This is a genomic window from Kribbella sp. NPDC059898, from assembly GCF_042730855.1.
Taxonomy (GTDB): domain Bacteria; phylum Actinomycetota; class Actinomycetes; order Propionibacteriales; family Kribbellaceae; genus Kribbella.
Genome location: NZ_JBHWKR010000003.1, coordinates 555,340 through 572,266 on the forward strand (window position 1 = coordinate 555,340; position 16,927 = coordinate 572,266).

A 16,927-nucleotide genomic window follows, 5' to 3' on the forward strand; every position below is an offset into this window, starting at 1 on the left:
GTCAGAGCACCTTGAGCCCGTACATCTCCCCCAGCGGATCGGCGATCAGCTCGATCCGGGCGCCGTCCGGGTCGCGGAAGTAGATCGACGTACCGCTCTCCTCCTGGAACTCGACCCCGTGCCCGGCCAGGCTCGCCTTCAGCTCGTCCCACCGCGCCGGCTCCACCGAGATCGCCAGGTGGTGCAGCCCGCCGAGCACCTCGGCGTACGGCCCGAGATCGAGCCCCGGGAAGTCGAAGAACGCCAGCAGGTTCCCGTTCCCGATGTCGAAGAAGAAGTGCGTCGACCCCTCGTAGTCCCGGTTCCCCACCATCTCGGTCAACGGAAACCCGAGCACCTCCTGGTAGAACCGCACCGTCCGCTCGACATCCGCACACAGTAACGCTGTGTGATGAAGCCCACGCGCCGACGACGGCGAGCCTGCTTTCAGGTACGCCGCCCGGAGCCGTTCCCGCTCCGCCTCCACCGCACCGAGATCGATCTCCGCCATCTCCACCCACCCTTCCCTCACCCCCATCAGACACCCCGCTCCGCCCGATGTGAATTCCACCCCTGGAGTTTGCTACTGTTCTCCGGTCGGCACCGCACAGGCGGTCAGACCACTCGTCCGGGTGGCGGAATAGGCAGACGCGCTAGCTTGAGGTGCTAGTGCCCGTTTTAGGGCGTGGGGGTTCAAGTCCCCCCTCGGACACCAACGAAGGTCAGCTCCGTGAAGCGCTCTCGCGCAGCACGGAGCTTTTTCACGTTCCGGCATCCGCAACAAAACAATCGGCAACCGCCGGTTGAACCGCGCTTCCCCTGCCAGCGCTAGCGATCCGACGCACCTCCGCAGCCGTCTACGGCCTCTCAACCGTCGACCACTGGAACTCACGCCGCCTCGACGAACCAACCCCCACCGAAATCCTGCACCTCGCTGAACTCATCAACACCCGACGAGCCATCCCCGACGACCAACTGGTCCGCCCGGACACCCTGAAAGGCACCGCTGTCCAAGGAACCGTCTGTTTCACAGGCAGGTTGAGCGACGCCTGGACGATCCCGGAGTTCTACCCGATCGGCTACCTTCCGAACGGCGTCCGCCTGACGGCCCACGGCGGCGAATCCAGCGACCTCCCCGCCTACTCCTTCCAACGCTACGTCGACCTGGTCGCCGACGGCAGCCTCCCGATCCGGATCGACCGCGTCTTCCCCTCGACGAGATCGCCGCGTCATGGAAGCAGTCGGCAAACTCGTCGTGCGCATCGACCGCTGATGCACTGCGGCACTGTCTCACCGTGACCGCTCGCCGGGGTCGAAGCACGCTTCCTCCACCTGCCGATGTCAGGACTCGTGCACGGCCGCGACCAAGCGGTGATCGACGATGCTCCGATCGGCGGCGACGCCGAGTTGCGGGTCATTCTGGGTCCGAACGTTGAGGTAGAGATGACGCGGCCCCACCTCGCCGGAGTCCAGCCGGAAGGGCCGGGCCAGCGTGGCCGGTGCCGACGGTGGGTCGTCCCTGATCACGGCCGGTCCGATCGCGAGCCACATCACGCCACGGCCCCGGGTCGACGGCCACCTACCGCTCCGGCCGGTGCGTCCACGGCGGCGCGAGCAGGGCCTCCCGCAACAGCTGGGTGACCTGGCCTACGCGTTGACCGGCATCCTGTGCGACGGCTTGTTCCGCCGCGCCGGACGCAGCCAGTTGACCGACGACCTGGCGAGCCAGCGCGAGCTGCCCTCGACCGGGGTCGAGGCCGAGGACCGACGAGGTGAAGGTGTGGCTGCTGAAGCAGGCGACGAGTTGGGCGGTCAGTGCCTGCAGCCGCTGCTCGGGCGTCGTCGACCACGGGTGGTCGAAATCGTACGGCCCCTGGTCGAGGCAGTGCGCTGCTTCGTGAACGATCACGGCGGCCGCGGGGTGCGCTGCGTTCAGCGTACTCAGGTCCAGCCGGACATGGGCGAGCCGGCGGGAGAACATCCCCGATGACGCACCCTGCGGACTGAGCACTTGTTGCTCACCGACCCCGAACCCGATGGCCGCCAGGATCGACCGGGCCGCCTTCTCGGCCACCGCAGCATCCATTGCCTCTGGCAACCGTTCGAAGTCCTGCAGGGCCGGCACCAGCTCGGCGGCGTCGTCGTCGAACCAGCGCAGGAGTTGCGCGACCACGGCGTCACGCACGTCGAGGTCAGGCATCACGCGGGCCTGCGAGTGGCCACGATGGTCGACAGGTCAGCGGCCAGCCGAACCTCGGCGGCAAGCAGAGCAGGGTGTTCCAGCCAATGCAGCCGAGAGGTGTCCGGCCGCCCGTCGTGCAGCGGCGGCCATTGCGCCAGCGGAGTGAAGTCGTCGATGACCAGCGTGCCGCCAGGTCGCAGGACAAGCTCAGGCTCGGCGGCGCCACCCTTCTTGCCGTTGCCACCGCCGTCGACCACCAGCAGGTCGAACGGTCCTCGTTCGTTGATCAGGGTCCAGTCGCCGGTGACGATCTCGAGATCGGGGACGCCGGCGAACAACTCGGCAGCACGCTCGGCGCGCTCCGCATCGCGTTCGACGCTGACGACCCGCACGCCGGGGCGCCGACCGGTCACCAGCCAGGCGAGCCCGACGCCGCATCCGGTGCCGGTCTCACCGATGTCGCTGGTGGCTCCAGCCGCCAGTGCCATCAGCAACCGGCCCTGCTCGATCCGGCACGACGAGGGGAAGGCCAGTTCGTCGGCGAGTGCGACAGCGGCGGCGACCAGGGGTGGAAGCGGCCCGGTACCGGCATAGCTCTGGGTTCCCGAGATGGACAATCCGATCCTCCGTCGTCCCCCGCGGTACCAGCGCGGAAGGTCCGCCTGGTCGCTGGCAGAACGCCGATTCTAGGGTGATCGCCGGTCACGGTCGACCGTCGCACGGGCCTTTGCAACTAGCTGCAATCTCGTGGTCCGACCGGTCGCCGAGGCAGTTACCGCACTTAGCATGACAAGGCGCCGGGACCGGCATCTCGGCCGGCGATCCGAAGCCTTCGAGACCGAGTACGACAAACTGAATCAGAAGTACCTCTCGGATCAGCTCCAGACGCTCGGCACTGAGCTCACCACGGAGGTGAGCATCTACACGCGCTCGTGCGGTTAAGGTGCGTGTCCGGCCTCGGACACGCACACTATCCACACGCTGGCCTGGTGTGATCGACACTTCGGCCGCCCGGGTTCTGTGGTCATAGTTGATCGTCAGACGCAGCCCGTCGTACAAGGCGGCGAGGTCGTCCATTCACCCGGTCGAGTACTCGACCGATGTCTCCGAGTGGGTCGATTATCGTCTGGCTCGTCAGCTCGGCCGGATCCCATCCCGCCTCAAGGGCACGACGAAGTCTGACCATCGTTTCGTCCGCTGAAGCGATCCGTCGTCGGTACTCCGCCTCGGCGCGCTGCTCGGGGCCGCCTTCGTTCGCGGCGCTGGCGAGAGCGTCGACTGTCGAGTCGATGTGCTCGGGCCTGAAGAGCTTCGCAATCCAATCGTCAACTTTGCTGCTGAGCTGATCTTCCCTTAGTACACCGTTGGCGGATGACCGTCGGCAGCGGTTGATCCGGGCGCCAGCGTTTGGACGGCGCAGCGGCTGAAGGCCGTCTTCTTCCGCATCGCGCCTTCCATCTTCCGGCCACAGATCGTGCAACGGAAACGATCGCGGAACAGGCAGGAAGGTCGCGTCCGTACCCGAGTCCGCTCGCGAGAGGTCGGCTCGCGAAGGTCAGCCCCGCGCCGCGAGCGGATCTCAAGCTGGACGCGTGTGAAGACCTCCACGGAGAGCGCGGGATGCGCTGGCCTAGCTTCGCAACGATCTGGCCCCCGAGCGGCTCAACAAGCCGCGAGGCCTCGCCCATTTGCCACGCCAGTGAGGTCTTCGGCTCCTGATTGTCCTCAGTGGAACAGCGTCCGTAGAACGTCAGGCGACCGAACCCCTCGCCTTCCGACGGCTTGTCAGCGAGTGCCTCCGTCCCCAACAGCTCGTCGAGGACCTCCCACTCACCCTGCCCGTCGCCGCTCAATCCCCTGACCCTCCGTCTTGGAGCCGGCCTCGGATCCACGCTCCACCCGCGTCAGTCCTACAACAATCCGGCAAAGAACACGGGCAGCCTGTGGATAGAGCATCGGCATCGCCGCCGGCGCCGAATCCGACCTCGTTGCCTACCTGGTCGGCTACTATTTCGGACTACGCGCGTACGCCATCGGCTCGTCGATCTTCACCCTCGGCATCGCACTCGGGCCTTTCACTCTCGCCGCGGTCGTCGACCGCACCGGCACGTACGCGTACTGACCGTGCCGACGGCGCCGCCCTCAACCGGACCCGATCGGGCGTTCGATCCGGCCCCGCCCGCATCCGCCCAGCACACAGATGAGGACCGCGACCGCAGCGATTCACCGCGCTCGCCCCGAGAACCAGGGAACCCGCTGCGAGCAGGTCGGCCAAGCGTTTGAGTACTCGAACGCGGCCGTACCAAGGGCAATGTCGTCGTGACAATCTGACCAAGCTCGACGTACTCGGCGCGACCTCGCGGGCATTGTGGTCGCTCCCTAGGCCATCGTGAGCTCGCGCAGCGCGGTGCGGGTTCCCTTGGTGCGGATCAGCTCGAGCGCCTCGGTGTACGCCGAGGCGAAGCGGGGCGAATTCGCCAGTGCGCCGAAGACAGACTCGTCCTCGATGAAGGCAGTCGGGTTACTTGCCTGCCGTTGCGCTGCTGCCGTCAACTGGTCGCGGCGGGGGTCGACGACATCGATCCAGTGGCCGGCTTCGTCCGTACCCTCGGCGTACCGTGCCCAGCTGGCGACCACCGCCGCACAGGCCCGTACCGGCCCGCCGCGTTCGAGTTGCGCGGCGACGACCGGGAGCACGAACTTGGGGATGCGGTCGGACGTGTCCGCGCAGATCCGCGCCAGCGGGTCACGCATCTCCGCGTTGCCGAAGCGCTCCAGCACGGTCCGTCCGTACGCGCGCGGATCCACGCCGGCGATCGGGCGCAGCGTCGGTACGGCCTCCTCGAGATACGCCGCCAGCAGCGCTCGCACGTCCGGATCCGCGATCGCTTCGTGGACGTAGGTGTGGCCGAGGAGACATCCGAAATAGCACAGAGCCTGGTGTGTGCCGTTGGCGAGCCGGAGCTTCATCAGTTCGTACGGCTCCACGTCGCCCACCACCTCGACGCCGGCGTCCTCAAGCGGCGGGCGCCCGGCCGCGAAGGTTTCCTCGAGCACCCACTGGTGGAACGGCTCGCAGGTCACCGGCCACCGATCGCGGTAGCCGTACGCCGACTCGACATAGGCACGGTCCGCGTCCACTGTCCCCGGCGTCACCCGATCCACCATCGAACTCGGGAACGCGACATTCGCCCGCATCCAGCGCGCCACACCCTGATCCGCCGCCTCCGCGAACCCGAGGAACGCCGAGGCTGCCACGCTCCCGTTGTGCTCGATGTTGTCGCACGACATGATCGTCAGCCCGCCGGCACCGCGGTCGCGTCGCAGCCGCATTGCCTGCAGAACCAGACCGAACACGGTCCGCGACGGCGTCCGGTCGCGGAGATCCGCCTGGATCTCCGTCGACGCGCCGGTGAAGTCGCCAGTCACCGGATCGGTCCCGTAGCCGCCCTCGGTGATCGTGAGCGACACGATCCGGATCGCGGGGTCGGCCAACGATTCGATGAGCTCCGCGCCGTACCGGTAGCCGTTCACCGACCCGATCACCCGGCTCGGCCGGGAGCCGTCCGGTTCCTTGACGGTGAGTGTGTACAGGTAGTCCTGGGCAGCCAGCGCGTCCCGGACGCGCCGGTCCCCCGGCCGCACACCGCCGCCGCAGATCCCCCAGTCGAGCGCAGTGCCCTGCCGCAGCAACTGATCGACGTACATCGCCTGGTGCGAACGATGGAAATGGCCGACCCCGAGATGCACGATTCCGTTGCGGAGCGCGCTCCGGTCGTACGTCGGAACGTTGACGGCGGCGGGGATCCTGTCCAGGGTCGACGAGGTCAGGTCATACATCGGCGGCCCTTTCGGCGGTCAGTCCGGTGATTGCCTTGAGCAAAGAATCGGGGGTGAAGGTGGAGGTGGGTTCATCGGCCACCACCCGCCCGAGCCGCAGCACGACCGTGCGGTCCGTGGTCTCCAGTACGTGCGGCAGGGTGTGCGAAATGAACACGACCCCGAGGCCGCGGTCGCGAGCCCGGCGGATCACCCGCAGCACCTCGCCGGACTGTCGTGCGCCCAGGTGGTTGGTCGGCTCGTCGAGGATGATCACTTTGCGAGCCCAGGCGACGGCGCGGCCGATCGCGACCGCCTGGCGCTGACCTCCCGACAGCTTGCTGACCGTACGACGGACTCCGGTCAGGTCGACGCCGACTTGCTCGAGCTGTTCGCGCGTGGTCGCCGCCATCGCCTTGTTGTCGAGCACACCGAGCTTGCCGAGCAGACCGGGACGCAGCCGCTCGCGGCCCAGGAAGACGTTGGCGTTCACCGACAGATCCGGGCACAACCCCGCATCCTGGTACAGCGTCTCGATCCCCGCCTCCAGCGCCTCGTGCGGGGAGCGCCAGCTCCGCTGCACGCCGTCGAGGTACACCGAACCACCGTCCGGCTGATGCACGCCGGACAACACCTTGACCAGGGTCGACTTCCCGGCGCCGTTGTCGCCGACCAGTCCGACGACCTCGCCGGCGTGCAGCGCCAGGTCGACGTTCTCCAGCGCGACGACGCTGCCGTACGACTTGCTGACGCCGCGCGCCTCGTAGATGGGTGCCTCAGCCACGACCGGATCCCCTTCCACTCCGCAGATTGACTTGCTGTACGCCGACCGCGGCCGCGATCAATGCGCCGATGACGACCTGCTGCCAGTTCGGAGCGACGCCGATCAGGATCAGACCACTCAGTACCGACGTCGTGATCAGCGCACCGAGCACCGTGCCCGACATCCGCCCGCTCCCGCCGAACAGACTCGTCCCGCCGATCACCGCCGCCGCGATCGCGGCCAGCTCCTGGCCCTGCCCGGACGTCGGCGACCCGGAGCCGAGCCGGAAGTAGATGAACAGGCCACCGACGCCCGCAAGCAGTCCGGACAACAGGTAGACCTTCACCAGATGGGCGTTCACGCCGATTCCCGCACCGCGGGCGGCGAACGAGTTCGAGCCGATGGCGTAGGTCCAGCGCCCGAACCGGGTCAACCCGAGCACCATCCACGTGACCGCCAGCACGACGAGAACCACGATCAACGGCAGCGTAAGCAGTGAGCCGTACTGCGTGTTGCCGAGCTCGATGACCTTGACCGGGCCGCCGGCGATCTGGACGCCGCCGGTGACGACCAGCGTCAGCCCCGCGCCGGCGCCCATTGTCGCCAGCGTCGCGATGAACGGCGCCAACCCGACGCGCGTGATCAGCAGGCCGTTCACCAGCCCGACGAGCATGCCGGTCACCAGCGCGGCGACCACACCGGCGGCGATGGTGACCGCCGTACCGTTGCCGCCCTCGGTGAGCGCGCGCATCACCAGTGCGCACGCGACCCCGCACAGGCCGAGGTTCGAGCCGACCGAAAGGTCGATGCCGCCGGTGATCACGACGAACGTCTGACCGATCGCGAGCAGCATCACCGGCGCCCAGTCCTGCAGGATGTTCGCGAACGCGAACGTGCTGAAGAACACCGGGTTCAGCACTGTGAAGAACGCGACCATGATCGCGAGCACACCGAGCAGCAAGACGTCCTGCCGAAGCAACAGACCGGCAAGTCGATGCCCGTCGACCGGCCGTGCCGGCTGGGTGGTTGTGGCTGTCATCTCCGTTCTCCTCATTTCGCCGGGTACTGATACTTGGCGTTCGCGGCGAGGTTCTCCGCGGTCAGTACGACGTTGGGCAGCACAACCTGCTTCTGGATCTGGCCGGTGTTCTGCTTCTTCAACGTGTCGACGAGGTCCTGTAGCGCGAGCGCCGCCTCGTCGCCCGGCTTCTGCGCCACCAGAGCGGAGTACAGCCCGGCCTTGAGATCCGCGACCTGGTTGTCGTACGCGTCGTACCCGATGAGCTTGACCTTGCCTGCCTTGTTGGTGTTGCGAAGCGCGGCGACCGTGCCGGTGCCCGTCGTGCCGTCGACGGCGAAGATGCCCTTGAGGTCCGGGTACTTGAGCAAGATGTTCGTCACGGCCGAGGTCGCCTTGGCCGGCTGGCTGTAGGCGAACTCCTCGCCGACCAACTGGATGTTCGGATGGTTCTTCAGCTCGTCCTTGAACCCCTTCGAACGCAGCCGGTTCGTGGTCGCGGTCGGCGAGCTGTTCATGACGAAGACCTGCCCGGCGTCGCCGATCTGCGCGGCGAGCGTCTTGGCGGCCTGGCGACCGCCGTCCTCGCTGTCGCCGGTGATCGCCGCGGTCAGGTAGCTCTGATCGGTGACCGTCGTGTCGACCGTGACGACCGGGATCTTGAGCGCCTTCGCCTTGGAGACGCTCGGCTGCAACGCGTCCGGATCCGTCGGGACCAGGACCAGGCCGTCCACCCTCTGCGTGAGCACCGCGTCGACGAACGGGATCTGCGACTGCGGCGAGTACTCGCTCGGCGAGCCCTGCCAGATCAGCTTGACCCCGAGCTCCGTCGCCTTCGCCTCGGCCCCGACCTGCATCGCCCGGAAGAACGGATCGGACGCGATACCCGGCACGAACCCAATCGACAACTGCTTTCCAGCAGCCGCACTGCTGCTCGCCGACGTCCCACTTCCACACGCGGCCGGCACCACGGCAAGTACGCCGGCCACCACGACACCCACGACTCTTCGACTGATTCTCATCCCACTCGTCTCCTCTGCGACCTGCCAAAACGGGGACGCAAGCGCTTGCGTCCTCACCGTGACACGCTCGCAAGCGCTTGCGCAAGACCTTGCGCGGAGATAAGTTCAGAACGCCGGAACACAGAGGAGGAGGTCGCCGTGACCACGATGGCGGAGGTGGCCAGGCTCGCGGGCGTGTCGTCGACAACGGTCTCGCACGTCCTCAACAAGACACGTCCCGTCGCACCCGAGACCGAACACTTGGTGATGCAGGCGGTCGCCGCGACCGGCTACCGGCACAACCTCGCGGCCCGCGCACTGGCCACGCAGTCGACAGACACCATCGGCGTGGCGATGTCCGTCGTCACCAACCCGTACTTCGCCGAGCTCGTCCGGGACATCGAGCGACTGCTCCGGCACGCCGGCTACACCATGATCGTTGCCGACACCAACGATGACCCCGCCGTCGCGACCGACGTCATCAACCACTTGATGGCCCGCCGGGTCAGTGGACTGATCGTCAGCCCGCTGGAGGGCGACGCCCAGCTGACCGGCAGTCTGACCAAGCTGCTCGACGACGACTTCCCACTACTCTTCCTCGACCGGCGCTCCGACCTTCCCGGCGACCAGGTGTACTCCGAGTGTGTGGACTCGATCTACCACCTCACCGCGCACCTCGCCGGCCAGGGGCATCGTCGGATCGGGTACATCCAGGGCAGCCTGACGTCGATGTCGGCGACCGACCGCCTGGCCGGGTACCGGAAGGCGGTCACCGAGCTTGGCCTGGACGACGATCCGCGCCTCGTCATCGCCGGCGAGTCCGACGAACACGTCACCGAACAACGGGTCGCGGCCCATCTCGCCGTTCCCGACGAGCGCGCCACCGCCCTGGTCGTGTCCAACAACCAGATGACCCTCGGGACCATGCGCGCCATCAAGCAGGCGCGGCTCCGACTGCCGCGCGACATCGCGCTGATCTGTTACGACGACTTCGAGTGGGCCGACCTCTTCGAGCCGCAGATCACCGCGATGGCCCAGGACGCGGCGACCCTCGCCGCGACCGCGGTGGACCTGTTGCTGGCGCGGATGAAGTCACCCGACCGTCCGCACCAGTCGGTCGCGGTCCCGACCGAGTTCCACCACCGCGACTCGTGCGGCTGCGGACGCCGCAAACACCGAGCGGCACGATGACCGCAGTCGTCGATGTCACCGTGGCCGGTCTCGCCGAGCGCGTACGACGGGTTGCCGCCGGCTCGACTCGTACCATCGTCGGACTCGCCGGACCACCCGGCGCCGGGAAAAGCACCGTCGCCGAGGCACTCGTGCACGAGTTGAGCCCCGACGCCGTACTCGTGCCGATGGACGGATTCCACCTGAGCAACGCAGTACTCGAAGCACTCGGACGCCGCGACCGCAAAGGTGCGCCGGACACCTTCGACGCCGCCGGGTACGTCGCCCTGCTCCGCCGGCTACGGACTCCCGGCCGCGACGTCGTCTACGCGCCGACGTTCTTCCGCGACATCGAGGAGCCGATCGGGTCGAGCATCCCAATCGCACTCGACACCCCGATCGTGGTCACCGAAGGCAACTACCTGCTGCTCGACACGCCCCCGTGGTCCCAGGTACGCGGACTCCTGGACGCTGCCTGGTACCTCGAAGTCGACGACGCCGTACGCCTCGAGCGGCTCGTCGCCCGCCACATCGCCTACGACAAGCCGCCCGAAGCAGCCCGCGCCTGGGCAGAGGGCACCGACCAACGCAACGCGGAGGCCGTGGCTGCCTCCGCGCGCAACGCCGACCTCGTGTTGCGGATCTGATCGGGCTGTCGGACCGAGTTGGTGGAGTAGCGTGCGTTTGCTGGGTAGTGACCTCGAGCCGGATGGGTGGAGCGATGCGGATCATTGTGGTTGGCCGGGGACATGTCGGTGGTGGGCTGGCGGGGCGGTGGAGGGCGGCTGGGCACGAGGTGACCGCGGTAGGGCGGGACGGTGGGGATGCCACTGGGGCCGACGTGGTGGTTGTGGCGGTTCCGGGAGACGCTGTCGAGGCCGGGTTGGCTGCGGTCGCCGGGCTCGATGGGCAGCTGACCATTGATGCCACCAACAAGTTCGGCGCACGACCGGACGGGTACGACTCGGTCGCGCAGCAGGTCAAGGCGATCGTTGGTGGCCCCACCGCCAAGGCCTTCAACACCAACTTCGCGTCGCTCTACGACGCTGTGGACGCCGAGCGCGTACCGCCGGGAACCCTGTACGCCGCCGACACCGAGGCTCGCGAGACAACCGAGCAACTGATCCGCGACGCCGGGTTCGATCCGATCCATCTCGGCGATCTGACCCTGGCACCGTTACTGGAGAGCCTTATCGCCCTGACGTCCGCGCTCGACCGCGGAGACCTCGGCCCGTTCTTCTACCGCTTCAACCGACCAGGCGAGCTCTGACCTTGGCCCGCTGTGGTGAACAGCAGGCTGTTCAGGTTCCAGCCTCCGTTGTCCTGGTAGATCGTCACAGTCTGCCGCCCCGCCGGCAGGGTCACCTGCGCGGTGACGGTTGACCAGTTCTGCCAGCCACCGGTCGCGGGCACGCTGACGGGCCCACTCAGGTTGGTACCGGAACTGTCGGCCAGGTGGAACGCGCTGTTCGCCGCGCCCGGTGCCGCGACACGCATCGCCACGCTGTACACACCCGCCTCGGCGACATCGACCGTATAGCGGAACCATTGGCCCGTGCTGGTCCAGCCCAGGTTGTACCCGCCGCCCGTATCCCCCGTGGCCTCGAGGTCGACTCCGTCGGCGCGATAGCCGTTCGCGGTGCCATTCACCGAGTTCACGTTGTATGCGACACCTTGCCCGCCGGTGTTGTAGTTCTCGGCTTGCACGGTTCCGGGGACTGCGGCAGCCGATCCGCCGTACGGGCCTTCCTGCCAGCTGTTTCCGCTGAGCGTTGCCGCGAAACCACCAGAGTTGTTGAGGTACGGCGTGCCGCCGCCGCTGACCGTATTAGGCCGTCCCGAGTGGGCGCCTGCGGCGATCACCGATGTCAGTCAATTGCGCCAAATGATCAACAATTTGCGTAGACATCGTACGAGGATGAAACGCGAACGCCGGCCGTCCGTCAAGATCGCAGCTATCGGTCGGCGGGGACGGGAGTCGGCATCAGAGTTGCCCAGAGCGGGCTGGTTTCGGCGCGGTTGTGGGCGCTGTGCTCTTCGAAGTACCAGTCCTGGCCGAGGAGTTGCTTCACGCGTGGGATGGCTTCACCGTCCGGTCCGCTGTAGTAGTGGACCTTCCGGGCGTCGCCGTCGGTCACCATCCGGAACATCACCTCGGCCGTGATCGCCGGGTCGGAGCGAACCAGGTTCTGCGCCGCGAACTTGTCCCATGCGGCCTGGTAGTCGTCCGGGACACTCTCGGCGAGGTCGACCTTGCTGAAGATCCTGGTCTCCATGCTGCCCGGATGCAGCGCTTTCACGATCACGCCGAGCCCCGCCAGCTCGGTGTGCAGCCCCTCGGTGAGCGATGCGACCGCGGCCTTGGACGCCTGGTAGTTGGAGGTGAACGGGTATCCGGCGTCCGCACTGATCGAGCTGACGTTGACGATCACACCGGACCGCTGCTTGCGGAAGATCGGGATGAACGCCTTGTTCAGCGCGATGAGCCCGAAGACGTTGGTCTGGAACTGCCGATGGACCTGATCCATCGTCGTCGCCTCCAACGGCCCGCCCTGGTAGTAGCCCGCATTGTTGATCAAGGCATCGACCCGCCCGAACTGAGTCCGCGCGAGCTCACCGAAGGCCAGGTCGGCCTCTTCGTCGTCCACGTCCAGCAGCAGCGTCTTCACGTGGTCGAGCTCCGCGTGCACGTCCAAGTCGTGCTTCTTGCGGACGGTGGCGACCACGTTCCACCCGGCCCGCGCGAACCGCTCGACCGCGATCCGGCCGAAGCCGCTCGAGGTTCCGGTGATGACGATCGTCGGCAGTGACATCGCAATTCCTTTCGTTTGGGATCCCTCCATTTAGTGCAACACGGTTGCACTAATAATGCAACCCCGTTGCGCTAGCATGGGAGTATGCCCTTCGAACGCGCCCGCTCCGCCGACGCCAAGCAGCTCCGCGAGGACGCGATCCTGCGGTCCGCCACCGACCTCGCGCTGGCCCGCGGGATCCGCGACGTCACGCTGACCGACATCGCCGCCGGCGTCGGCATGCACAAGTCGACGATGCTGCGGTACTTCGAGACGCGCGAGGAGATCTTCCTCAGGCTCGCCAGAACCGGGTGGCCCGAATGGGCAGCCGCGGTCGTCGCCGAGCTGCAGCTCTCGGACAACGCAGCAGAGATACTCGCGTCCACCCTGGTCGCACGCCCGCTCTTCTGCGAGTTGCTGGCGCATGTCCCGCTCAACCTCGAACGCGGTGTCTCCGCTGCCGCCGTCAAGGACTTCAAGGTCGCCGCTATCACCGCCGCCGACGACGTCGCGACCGCCCTTCAACAGACCGCCGGCATCGACCTACCGGCCGCCGGAAACGTCGTCGCCACCGCGACCGCGATGGCCGGCGCCCTGTGGCAGATGGCCGCGCCGGGCACCGAACTCCGCAAGCTGTACGAGTCCGATCCCGACCTCGCACACGCGATCGTCGACGTCGAACCCCGGCTGACAGACATCCTCACAGCACTGCTGACTGGATACACCTCGCAGAGGTGACATACCCGGTCAGCGGAACGACGACATAGGCGGGCTCGCCGCGACGCCAGTCAGGCGCCGGCAGGTCTGGACGGGCGGCGGACCTCGTCGGCACGTCGGTACATCACCGAACTCACAATGGTGCGGCTTCAGCTCTCACTGTGCGGTGCACGGTGAATGCTCCCAGGGTGACCAGGTTTGCAGCGACAGCGGCCAGGATGGCGAGGGCGAGGTAGGTGTCTCGCCGTTCCGAGCAGTCGCGAGCGATCGCGGCGCGCCCCGCGTCCACGTTGACGTCGCCGTCAACGTGGTCGCCCCACGAGCTCGAGCCGTCGGTGCCCAGGTACGAGTGATCGCTCGGCCAACCCACCGCGATCACCGAGCCACACCGCACATGGACCGGCCCCGCCGCGTAGTCCGCGATCGTGTAACTCGGTCCCTTGAACAGCAACACCAACATGCCGACGTACAGCAGGCCGACAGCGATTCCCCATGCCTTGCGTGCCACAGGACCCTCCTTCAGATGAAGACGCAGCCTACGGCGCCGACCTCCACGAAGGCTGGATGTTGCCCGTGCCGCCGCGGGCCTCTGTGTGTCATCTGTTCCGTCAGCGTCTGCAAGGTGGTTTTGTGGAGGGCACGCAGGTGACCACCCTCAGCGAAAGCGAGGTGCCAAGGGTGACCGTTCTGCCGTCGCTTCCGGTGCGTGGTCGTGATGAGCAGTTGGCTGTGCTGGATCAGGCACTGGCGGATGCTGCGGCGGGTCGTGGGTCGGTCACCGTGATCGAGGGTGGGCCCGGCATGGGTAAGACCCGGCTGTTGCAGGCAGCCTGGGCCAGGGCCTCCGCGCAGGGCTTCCGGATGGGCCGGGGTATGGCGGATCCGACGCAGCGGGTCGTCGAACTCGCGCCGCTGTTCGAGGCGCTGTTCGAGCACGACCCGCCGCTGCTCGACCGATCGAGACTCCAGCAGGTGTACGCCGCTCCCGAACAGCGGTTCTGGCTGTTCCAGGAGATTCAGACGCTGCTCGAGGAAGTCGCGTCACCGGCCCCGGTCCTGATCGTGCTGGACGACCTGCAATGGGCCGACTCCGGTACGGCGGCAGCCCTGAGACTCCTGCCCGCACGACTCGCGGGTACGCCGATCGCGTGGCTGCTGACGCTCCGCCCCGGCCAAGGATCCGCGTCCCTGCTGTCCACGATCGCGGTCCTGGTGGACGCCGGCGCCACCACCCTCCACCTGGGACCGCTCGACTATGAGGCGATCGCCTCGATCGCCGCCGATCTTCTCGACGCCACGCCGGACGACGCGTTGATGAAGCTGCTGCGGTCGGTCAACGGAAACCCGTTCCTCCTGGTCGACGTCGTCCGTGGGCTGGCCGCCGAGGGTAACCTTTCGGCCGCGGAGGGGCACGTGACGCTGCTCGAGGAGCGGATGCCGAGCCGCGTGAGCGACGGCATGCGGCTGCGACTGGCCAGGATGTCCGAGGTCTCCGAACGGATCGCGACCTGTGCGGCCGCCCTGGGGCGCCGGTTCACGGTGGCCGACATCGCGGCGATGACAGGGATGTCGGTGCCCGACCTGGTGACGCCGATCCGGGTCCTGATGGAGGCCGACATCCTCGCGGAGAGCGACGACCGGCTGTCGTTCGTCCACGACCTGGTACGGGACGCAGTACGGGCGAGCGTGCCCACCGCTGTCAGGCGGGCGCTGGACCGCGAGGGCGCCGACGTTCTGCTGAAGCGCGGAGCCCTGCCGGTCGAAGTCGCGGCACAGTTGGCGGAGAGTGCCTCGTTCGGAGACGCGGTGGCGATCGGGGTGCTCGCCGACGCGGCCGAAGCGTTGGGGACCACCGACCCGGCGATGTCGGCCGAGCTCGCGGAGCGTGCGTTGCTCCTCATGCCGGAGCGTCACGAACTCAGAGGACCACTGGTCGGACGACGTGCGGTCTCGCTCTTCGCCGCCGGCATCCGCGACGAAGCGAAACGGTACGTCGACACCGTGCTCCGCCAGACCCTTCCGCCGACCCAGCAGGCTCAGCTCCGGCTGCGGATCGCCAGCATGTTCGGCCTGTCCCCCGACATCCGGGTGGAGAACGCACGCCACGGACTGGCGCTCCCCGGGCTGCCCGACGATCTCCGCGCCGAGCTGATGGCCGCGGAGGCGCACAACCTGGTGGTCGGCGGCCGGGTGGCCGAGGCGATCGACACTTTGCCCGCCGCGGAAGAGGCCGCGCGACAGTGCGGCAGCCGTGAAGCCGAGTTCGCCGTGGATTTGTCCGGTGCGGGCCTGGACTACCAGCTGTTCGAGTTCTCCAGAGGCCTGACGCGGCTCGATGCTGCGATCGCTCGTGGTACGTCGGAGGATGTTCGCGCGCGACTCGCGGTCTACTTCCGTGGCTGGTTGCTGGCGGCAATGGACCGTTTCGACGACGCACTCGCCGTCGCTGCGGAGGGTGCGCACGCTGCCCGTCGCGACCGGCAGCACTGGGCCTTGTCGATCTTCGAGACGCTGAAGGGACTCGTCCAGCTGCAGGCAGGACGGCTGCCCGACGCCGCCGCAACCCTGGAAGGTCATCTCTCGGTCCTCGACGGAACCGTCGTCGGCGGCCTGATCGATGCCGTTAACCTGTCGAGTCTGACCCTGCTGCGGGTACATACCGCCGACGAGTGGGGCAGTCGCGAAGCAGTCCGGATGTGCGAAGGAATGCTCAACTCGACCGCGCCGGCGATCCGTGCGCACGCGGCGTGGGGACTCGCCGCCCACGCGGACGCCCACGGGCAGGTCGAGCAGGCCCACAAGTGGCTGCGGCTCGTCTGGGACGCGGAGCCGCCGTACTCCCGTCGCTTGTATCCGCACGACATCGCCGGCGACGTCGAGGTCGTCAGGATCGGGCTGGCCGTGGCCGACGACGAGCTGGTGTCCGAGACGCTGGCCGGCGCGATCGAACGTCGGCACCGCAACCCCGAGGTCGGCTCGATCGCGGCCTGCGTTCACCACCTGCACGGCCTGATCGACCATTCGTCCGCCGAACTGGCTCACGCCGTACCGCTCATGCGCTCCGCGGGCAGGCCGCTGGCTCTCGCCTGCCTGCTGGAGGATTATGCGCGCTCGTTGATCGCCGACGGCTCGACGACGGACGGTGTCGAGGCGCTCAACGAAGCCCTCGACATCGCAGTCACGATCGGCGCGACCCGGGTCGCCGGCCGAGTCCGCGGTCGCCTTCGCGACCACGGTGTCCGGCGTCGCATCCTCCCGTCGACCGACCCGCACACAGGATGGGACGCACTCACACCGACGGAATCCCAGGTGGCCCAACTGGTCGTCGACGGCTGCACCAACCGCGAGATCGCCGAACAGCTGTTCGTGTCCATGCACACCGTGAACACGCACGTGCGGCACATCTTCGAGAAGGTACAGGTCCGTTCGCGGTTCGAACTCGCCCGGCTGGCGGGCCGGCTCGACAACGGAACCTGAGGACAACAG

18 protein-coding genes and 1 tRNA gene are annotated in these 16,927 nt (G+C 67.5%); 8 read left to right on the forward strand and 11 right to left on the reverse strand.

What is annotated here, in order from left to right:
- Nucleotide 1: 1 nt before the first annotated feature.
- Nucleotides 2–490: a VOC family protein gene (locus ACFV9C_RS12840; RefSeq protein WP_380193181.1), complete on the reverse strand. Its 489-nt coding sequence runs from the start codon at nt 488–490 to the stop codon at nt 2–4.
- A gap of 115 nt (nt 491–605) precedes the next feature.
- Here ACFV9C_RS12840 and ACFV9C_RS12845 point away from each other — a divergent pair.
- Nucleotides 606–694 (forward strand) — tRNA-Leu (locus tag ACFV9C_RS12845).
- 323 nt (nt 695–1,017) lie between these two features.
- Complete coding sequence (locus ACFV9C_RS12850) at nt 1,018–1,278, forward strand: hypothetical protein (RefSeq protein WP_380193182.1); 261 nt, start codon at nt 1,018–1,020, stop codon at nt 1,276–1,278.
- Nucleotides 1,279–1,320: 42 nt separating this feature from the next.
- Here ACFV9C_RS12850 and ACFV9C_RS12855 read toward each other — a convergent pair whose 3' ends face one another.
- Genes ACFV9C_RS12855 through ACFV9C_RS12865 form a run of 3 tightly spaced genes read right to left on the reverse strand, consistent with a single transcriptional unit; the run spans nt 1,321 to nt 2,778 of the window.
- Nucleotides 1,321–1,530, reverse strand: a complete 210-nt coding sequence (locus tag ACFV9C_RS12855) for a hypothetical protein (protein WP_380193183.1) — start codon at nt 1,528–1,530, stop codon at nt 1,321–1,323.
- 28 nt (nt 1,531–1,558) lie between these two features.
- Complete coding sequence (locus ACFV9C_RS12860; RefSeq protein ID WP_380193184.1) at nt 1,559–2,179, reverse strand: hypothetical protein; 621 nt, start codon at nt 2,177–2,179, stop codon at nt 1,559–1,561.
- Nucleotides 2,179–2,778, reverse strand: coding sequence for an O-methyltransferase (locus ACFV9C_RS12865; protein WP_380193186.1), 600 nt, complete (start codon nt 2,776–2,778; stop codon nt 2,179–2,181). The genes ACFV9C_RS12860 and ACFV9C_RS12865 overlap by 1 nt, the downstream gene beginning before the upstream one ends.
- 169 nt (nt 2,779–2,947) lie before the next feature.
- Between ACFV9C_RS12865 and ACFV9C_RS12870 the strand changes: the two genes are divergently transcribed.
- Nucleotides 2,948–3,103, forward strand: a complete 156-nt coding sequence (locus ACFV9C_RS12870; RefSeq protein ID WP_380193188.1) for a hypothetical protein — start codon at nt 2,948–2,950, stop codon at nt 3,101–3,103.
- A gap of 1,437 nt (nt 3,104–4,540) precedes the next feature.
- On the opposite strand, the gene ACFV9C_RS12875 is transcribed toward ACFV9C_RS12870, so the two are convergent.
- The 4 genes from ACFV9C_RS12875 to ACFV9C_RS12890 are packed head-to-tail and all read right to left on the reverse strand — an operon-like array spanning nt 4,541 to nt 8,783.
- Complete coding sequence (locus tag ACFV9C_RS12875; protein WP_380193190.1) at nt 4,541–6,001, reverse strand: mannitol dehydrogenase family protein; 1,461 nt, start codon at nt 5,999–6,001, stop codon at nt 4,541–4,543.
- On the reverse strand, nt 5,994–6,764 hold the full coding sequence (locus tag ACFV9C_RS12880; protein ID WP_380193192.1) for an ATP-binding cassette domain-containing protein: 771 nt from the start codon (nt 6,762–6,764) through the stop codon (nt 5,994–5,996). The genes ACFV9C_RS12875 and ACFV9C_RS12880 overlap by 8 nt, the downstream gene beginning before the upstream one ends.
- Nucleotides 6,757–7,782: an ABC transporter permease gene (locus ACFV9C_RS12885; protein WP_380193194.1), complete on the reverse strand. Its 1,026-nt coding sequence runs from the start codon at nt 7,780–7,782 to the stop codon at nt 6,757–6,759. The genes ACFV9C_RS12880 and ACFV9C_RS12885 overlap by 8 nt, the downstream gene beginning before the upstream one ends.
- An 11-nt stretch (nt 7,783–7,793) precedes the next feature.
- Nucleotides 7,794–8,783 carry an ABC transporter substrate-binding protein gene (locus ACFV9C_RS12890; protein ID WP_380193195.1) on the reverse strand — a complete coding sequence of 330 codons (990 nt, stop codon included), beginning with the start codon at nt 8,781–8,783 and terminating at the stop codon, nt 7,794–7,796.
- A gap of 147 nt (nt 8,784–8,930) precedes the next feature.
- On the opposite strand from ACFV9C_RS12890, the gene ACFV9C_RS12895 reads away from it, so the two are divergent.
- The 3 genes from ACFV9C_RS12895 to ACFV9C_RS12905 all read left to right on the forward strand — a co-directional run bounded on the left by ACFV9C_RS12895 (nt 8,931) and on the right by ACFV9C_RS12905 (nt 11,202).
- Complete coding sequence (locus ACFV9C_RS12895) at nt 8,931–9,953, forward strand: LacI family DNA-binding transcriptional regulator (protein ID WP_380193548.1); 1,023 nt, start codon at nt 8,931–8,933, stop codon at nt 9,951–9,953.
- Entirely contained in the window at nt 9,950–10,579 is a 630-nt protein-coding gene (locus ACFV9C_RS12900) for a nucleoside/nucleotide kinase family protein (RefSeq protein ID WP_380193197.1), read from the forward strand. Before ACFV9C_RS12895 ends, ACFV9C_RS12900 begins: the two co-directional genes overlap by 4 nt.
- A gap of 74 nt (nt 10,580–10,653) precedes the next feature.
- Entirely contained in the window at nt 10,654–11,202 is a 549-nt protein-coding gene (locus ACFV9C_RS12905) for an NADPH-dependent F420 reductase (RefSeq protein WP_380193198.1), read from the forward strand.
- Here ACFV9C_RS12905 and ACFV9C_RS12910 read toward each other — a convergent pair.
- Both ACFV9C_RS12910 and ACFV9C_RS12915 read right to left on the reverse strand, forming a co-directional pair.
- Nucleotides 11,172–11,795 (reverse strand): carbohydrate-binding protein, encoded by a 624-nt coding sequence (locus ACFV9C_RS12910; protein WP_380193200.1) that lies wholly within the window; start codon nt 11,793–11,795, stop codon nt 11,172–11,174. The genes ACFV9C_RS12905 and ACFV9C_RS12910 overlap by 31 nt on opposite strands.
- Nucleotides 11,796–11,887: 92 nt before the next feature.
- The gene (locus ACFV9C_RS12915; protein WP_380193201.1) at nt 11,888–12,745 is read right to left on the reverse strand and encodes an SDR family oxidoreductase; all 858 of its coding nucleotides are present in this window, start codon (nt 12,743–12,745) and stop codon (nt 11,888–11,890) included.
- An 84-nt stretch (nt 12,746–12,829) separates the two neighbouring features.
- Here ACFV9C_RS12915 and ACFV9C_RS12920 point away from each other — a divergent pair, with 84 nt between their 5' ends.
- Nucleotides 12,830–13,462: a TetR family transcriptional regulator gene (locus tag ACFV9C_RS12920; RefSeq protein ID WP_380193203.1), complete on the forward strand. Its 633-nt coding sequence runs from the start codon at nt 12,830–12,832 to the stop codon at nt 13,460–13,462.
- 112 nt (nt 13,463–13,574) lie between these two features.
- Here ACFV9C_RS12920 and ACFV9C_RS12925 read toward each other — a convergent pair whose 3' ends face one another.
- Nucleotides 13,575–13,949, reverse strand: coding sequence for a hypothetical protein (locus tag ACFV9C_RS12925; protein ID WP_380193205.1), 375 nt, complete (start codon nt 13,947–13,949; stop codon nt 13,575–13,577).
- A 170-nt stretch (nt 13,950–14,119) separates the two neighbouring features.
- Here ACFV9C_RS12925 and ACFV9C_RS12930 point away from each other — a divergent pair, with 170 nt between their 5' ends.
- A complete protein-coding gene (locus ACFV9C_RS12930) occupies nt 14,120–16,918 on the forward strand; it encodes an AAA family ATPase (protein ID WP_380193207.1) in 2,799 nt (932 codons plus the stop codon).
- Nucleotides 16,919–16,927: the final 9 nt, after the last annotated feature.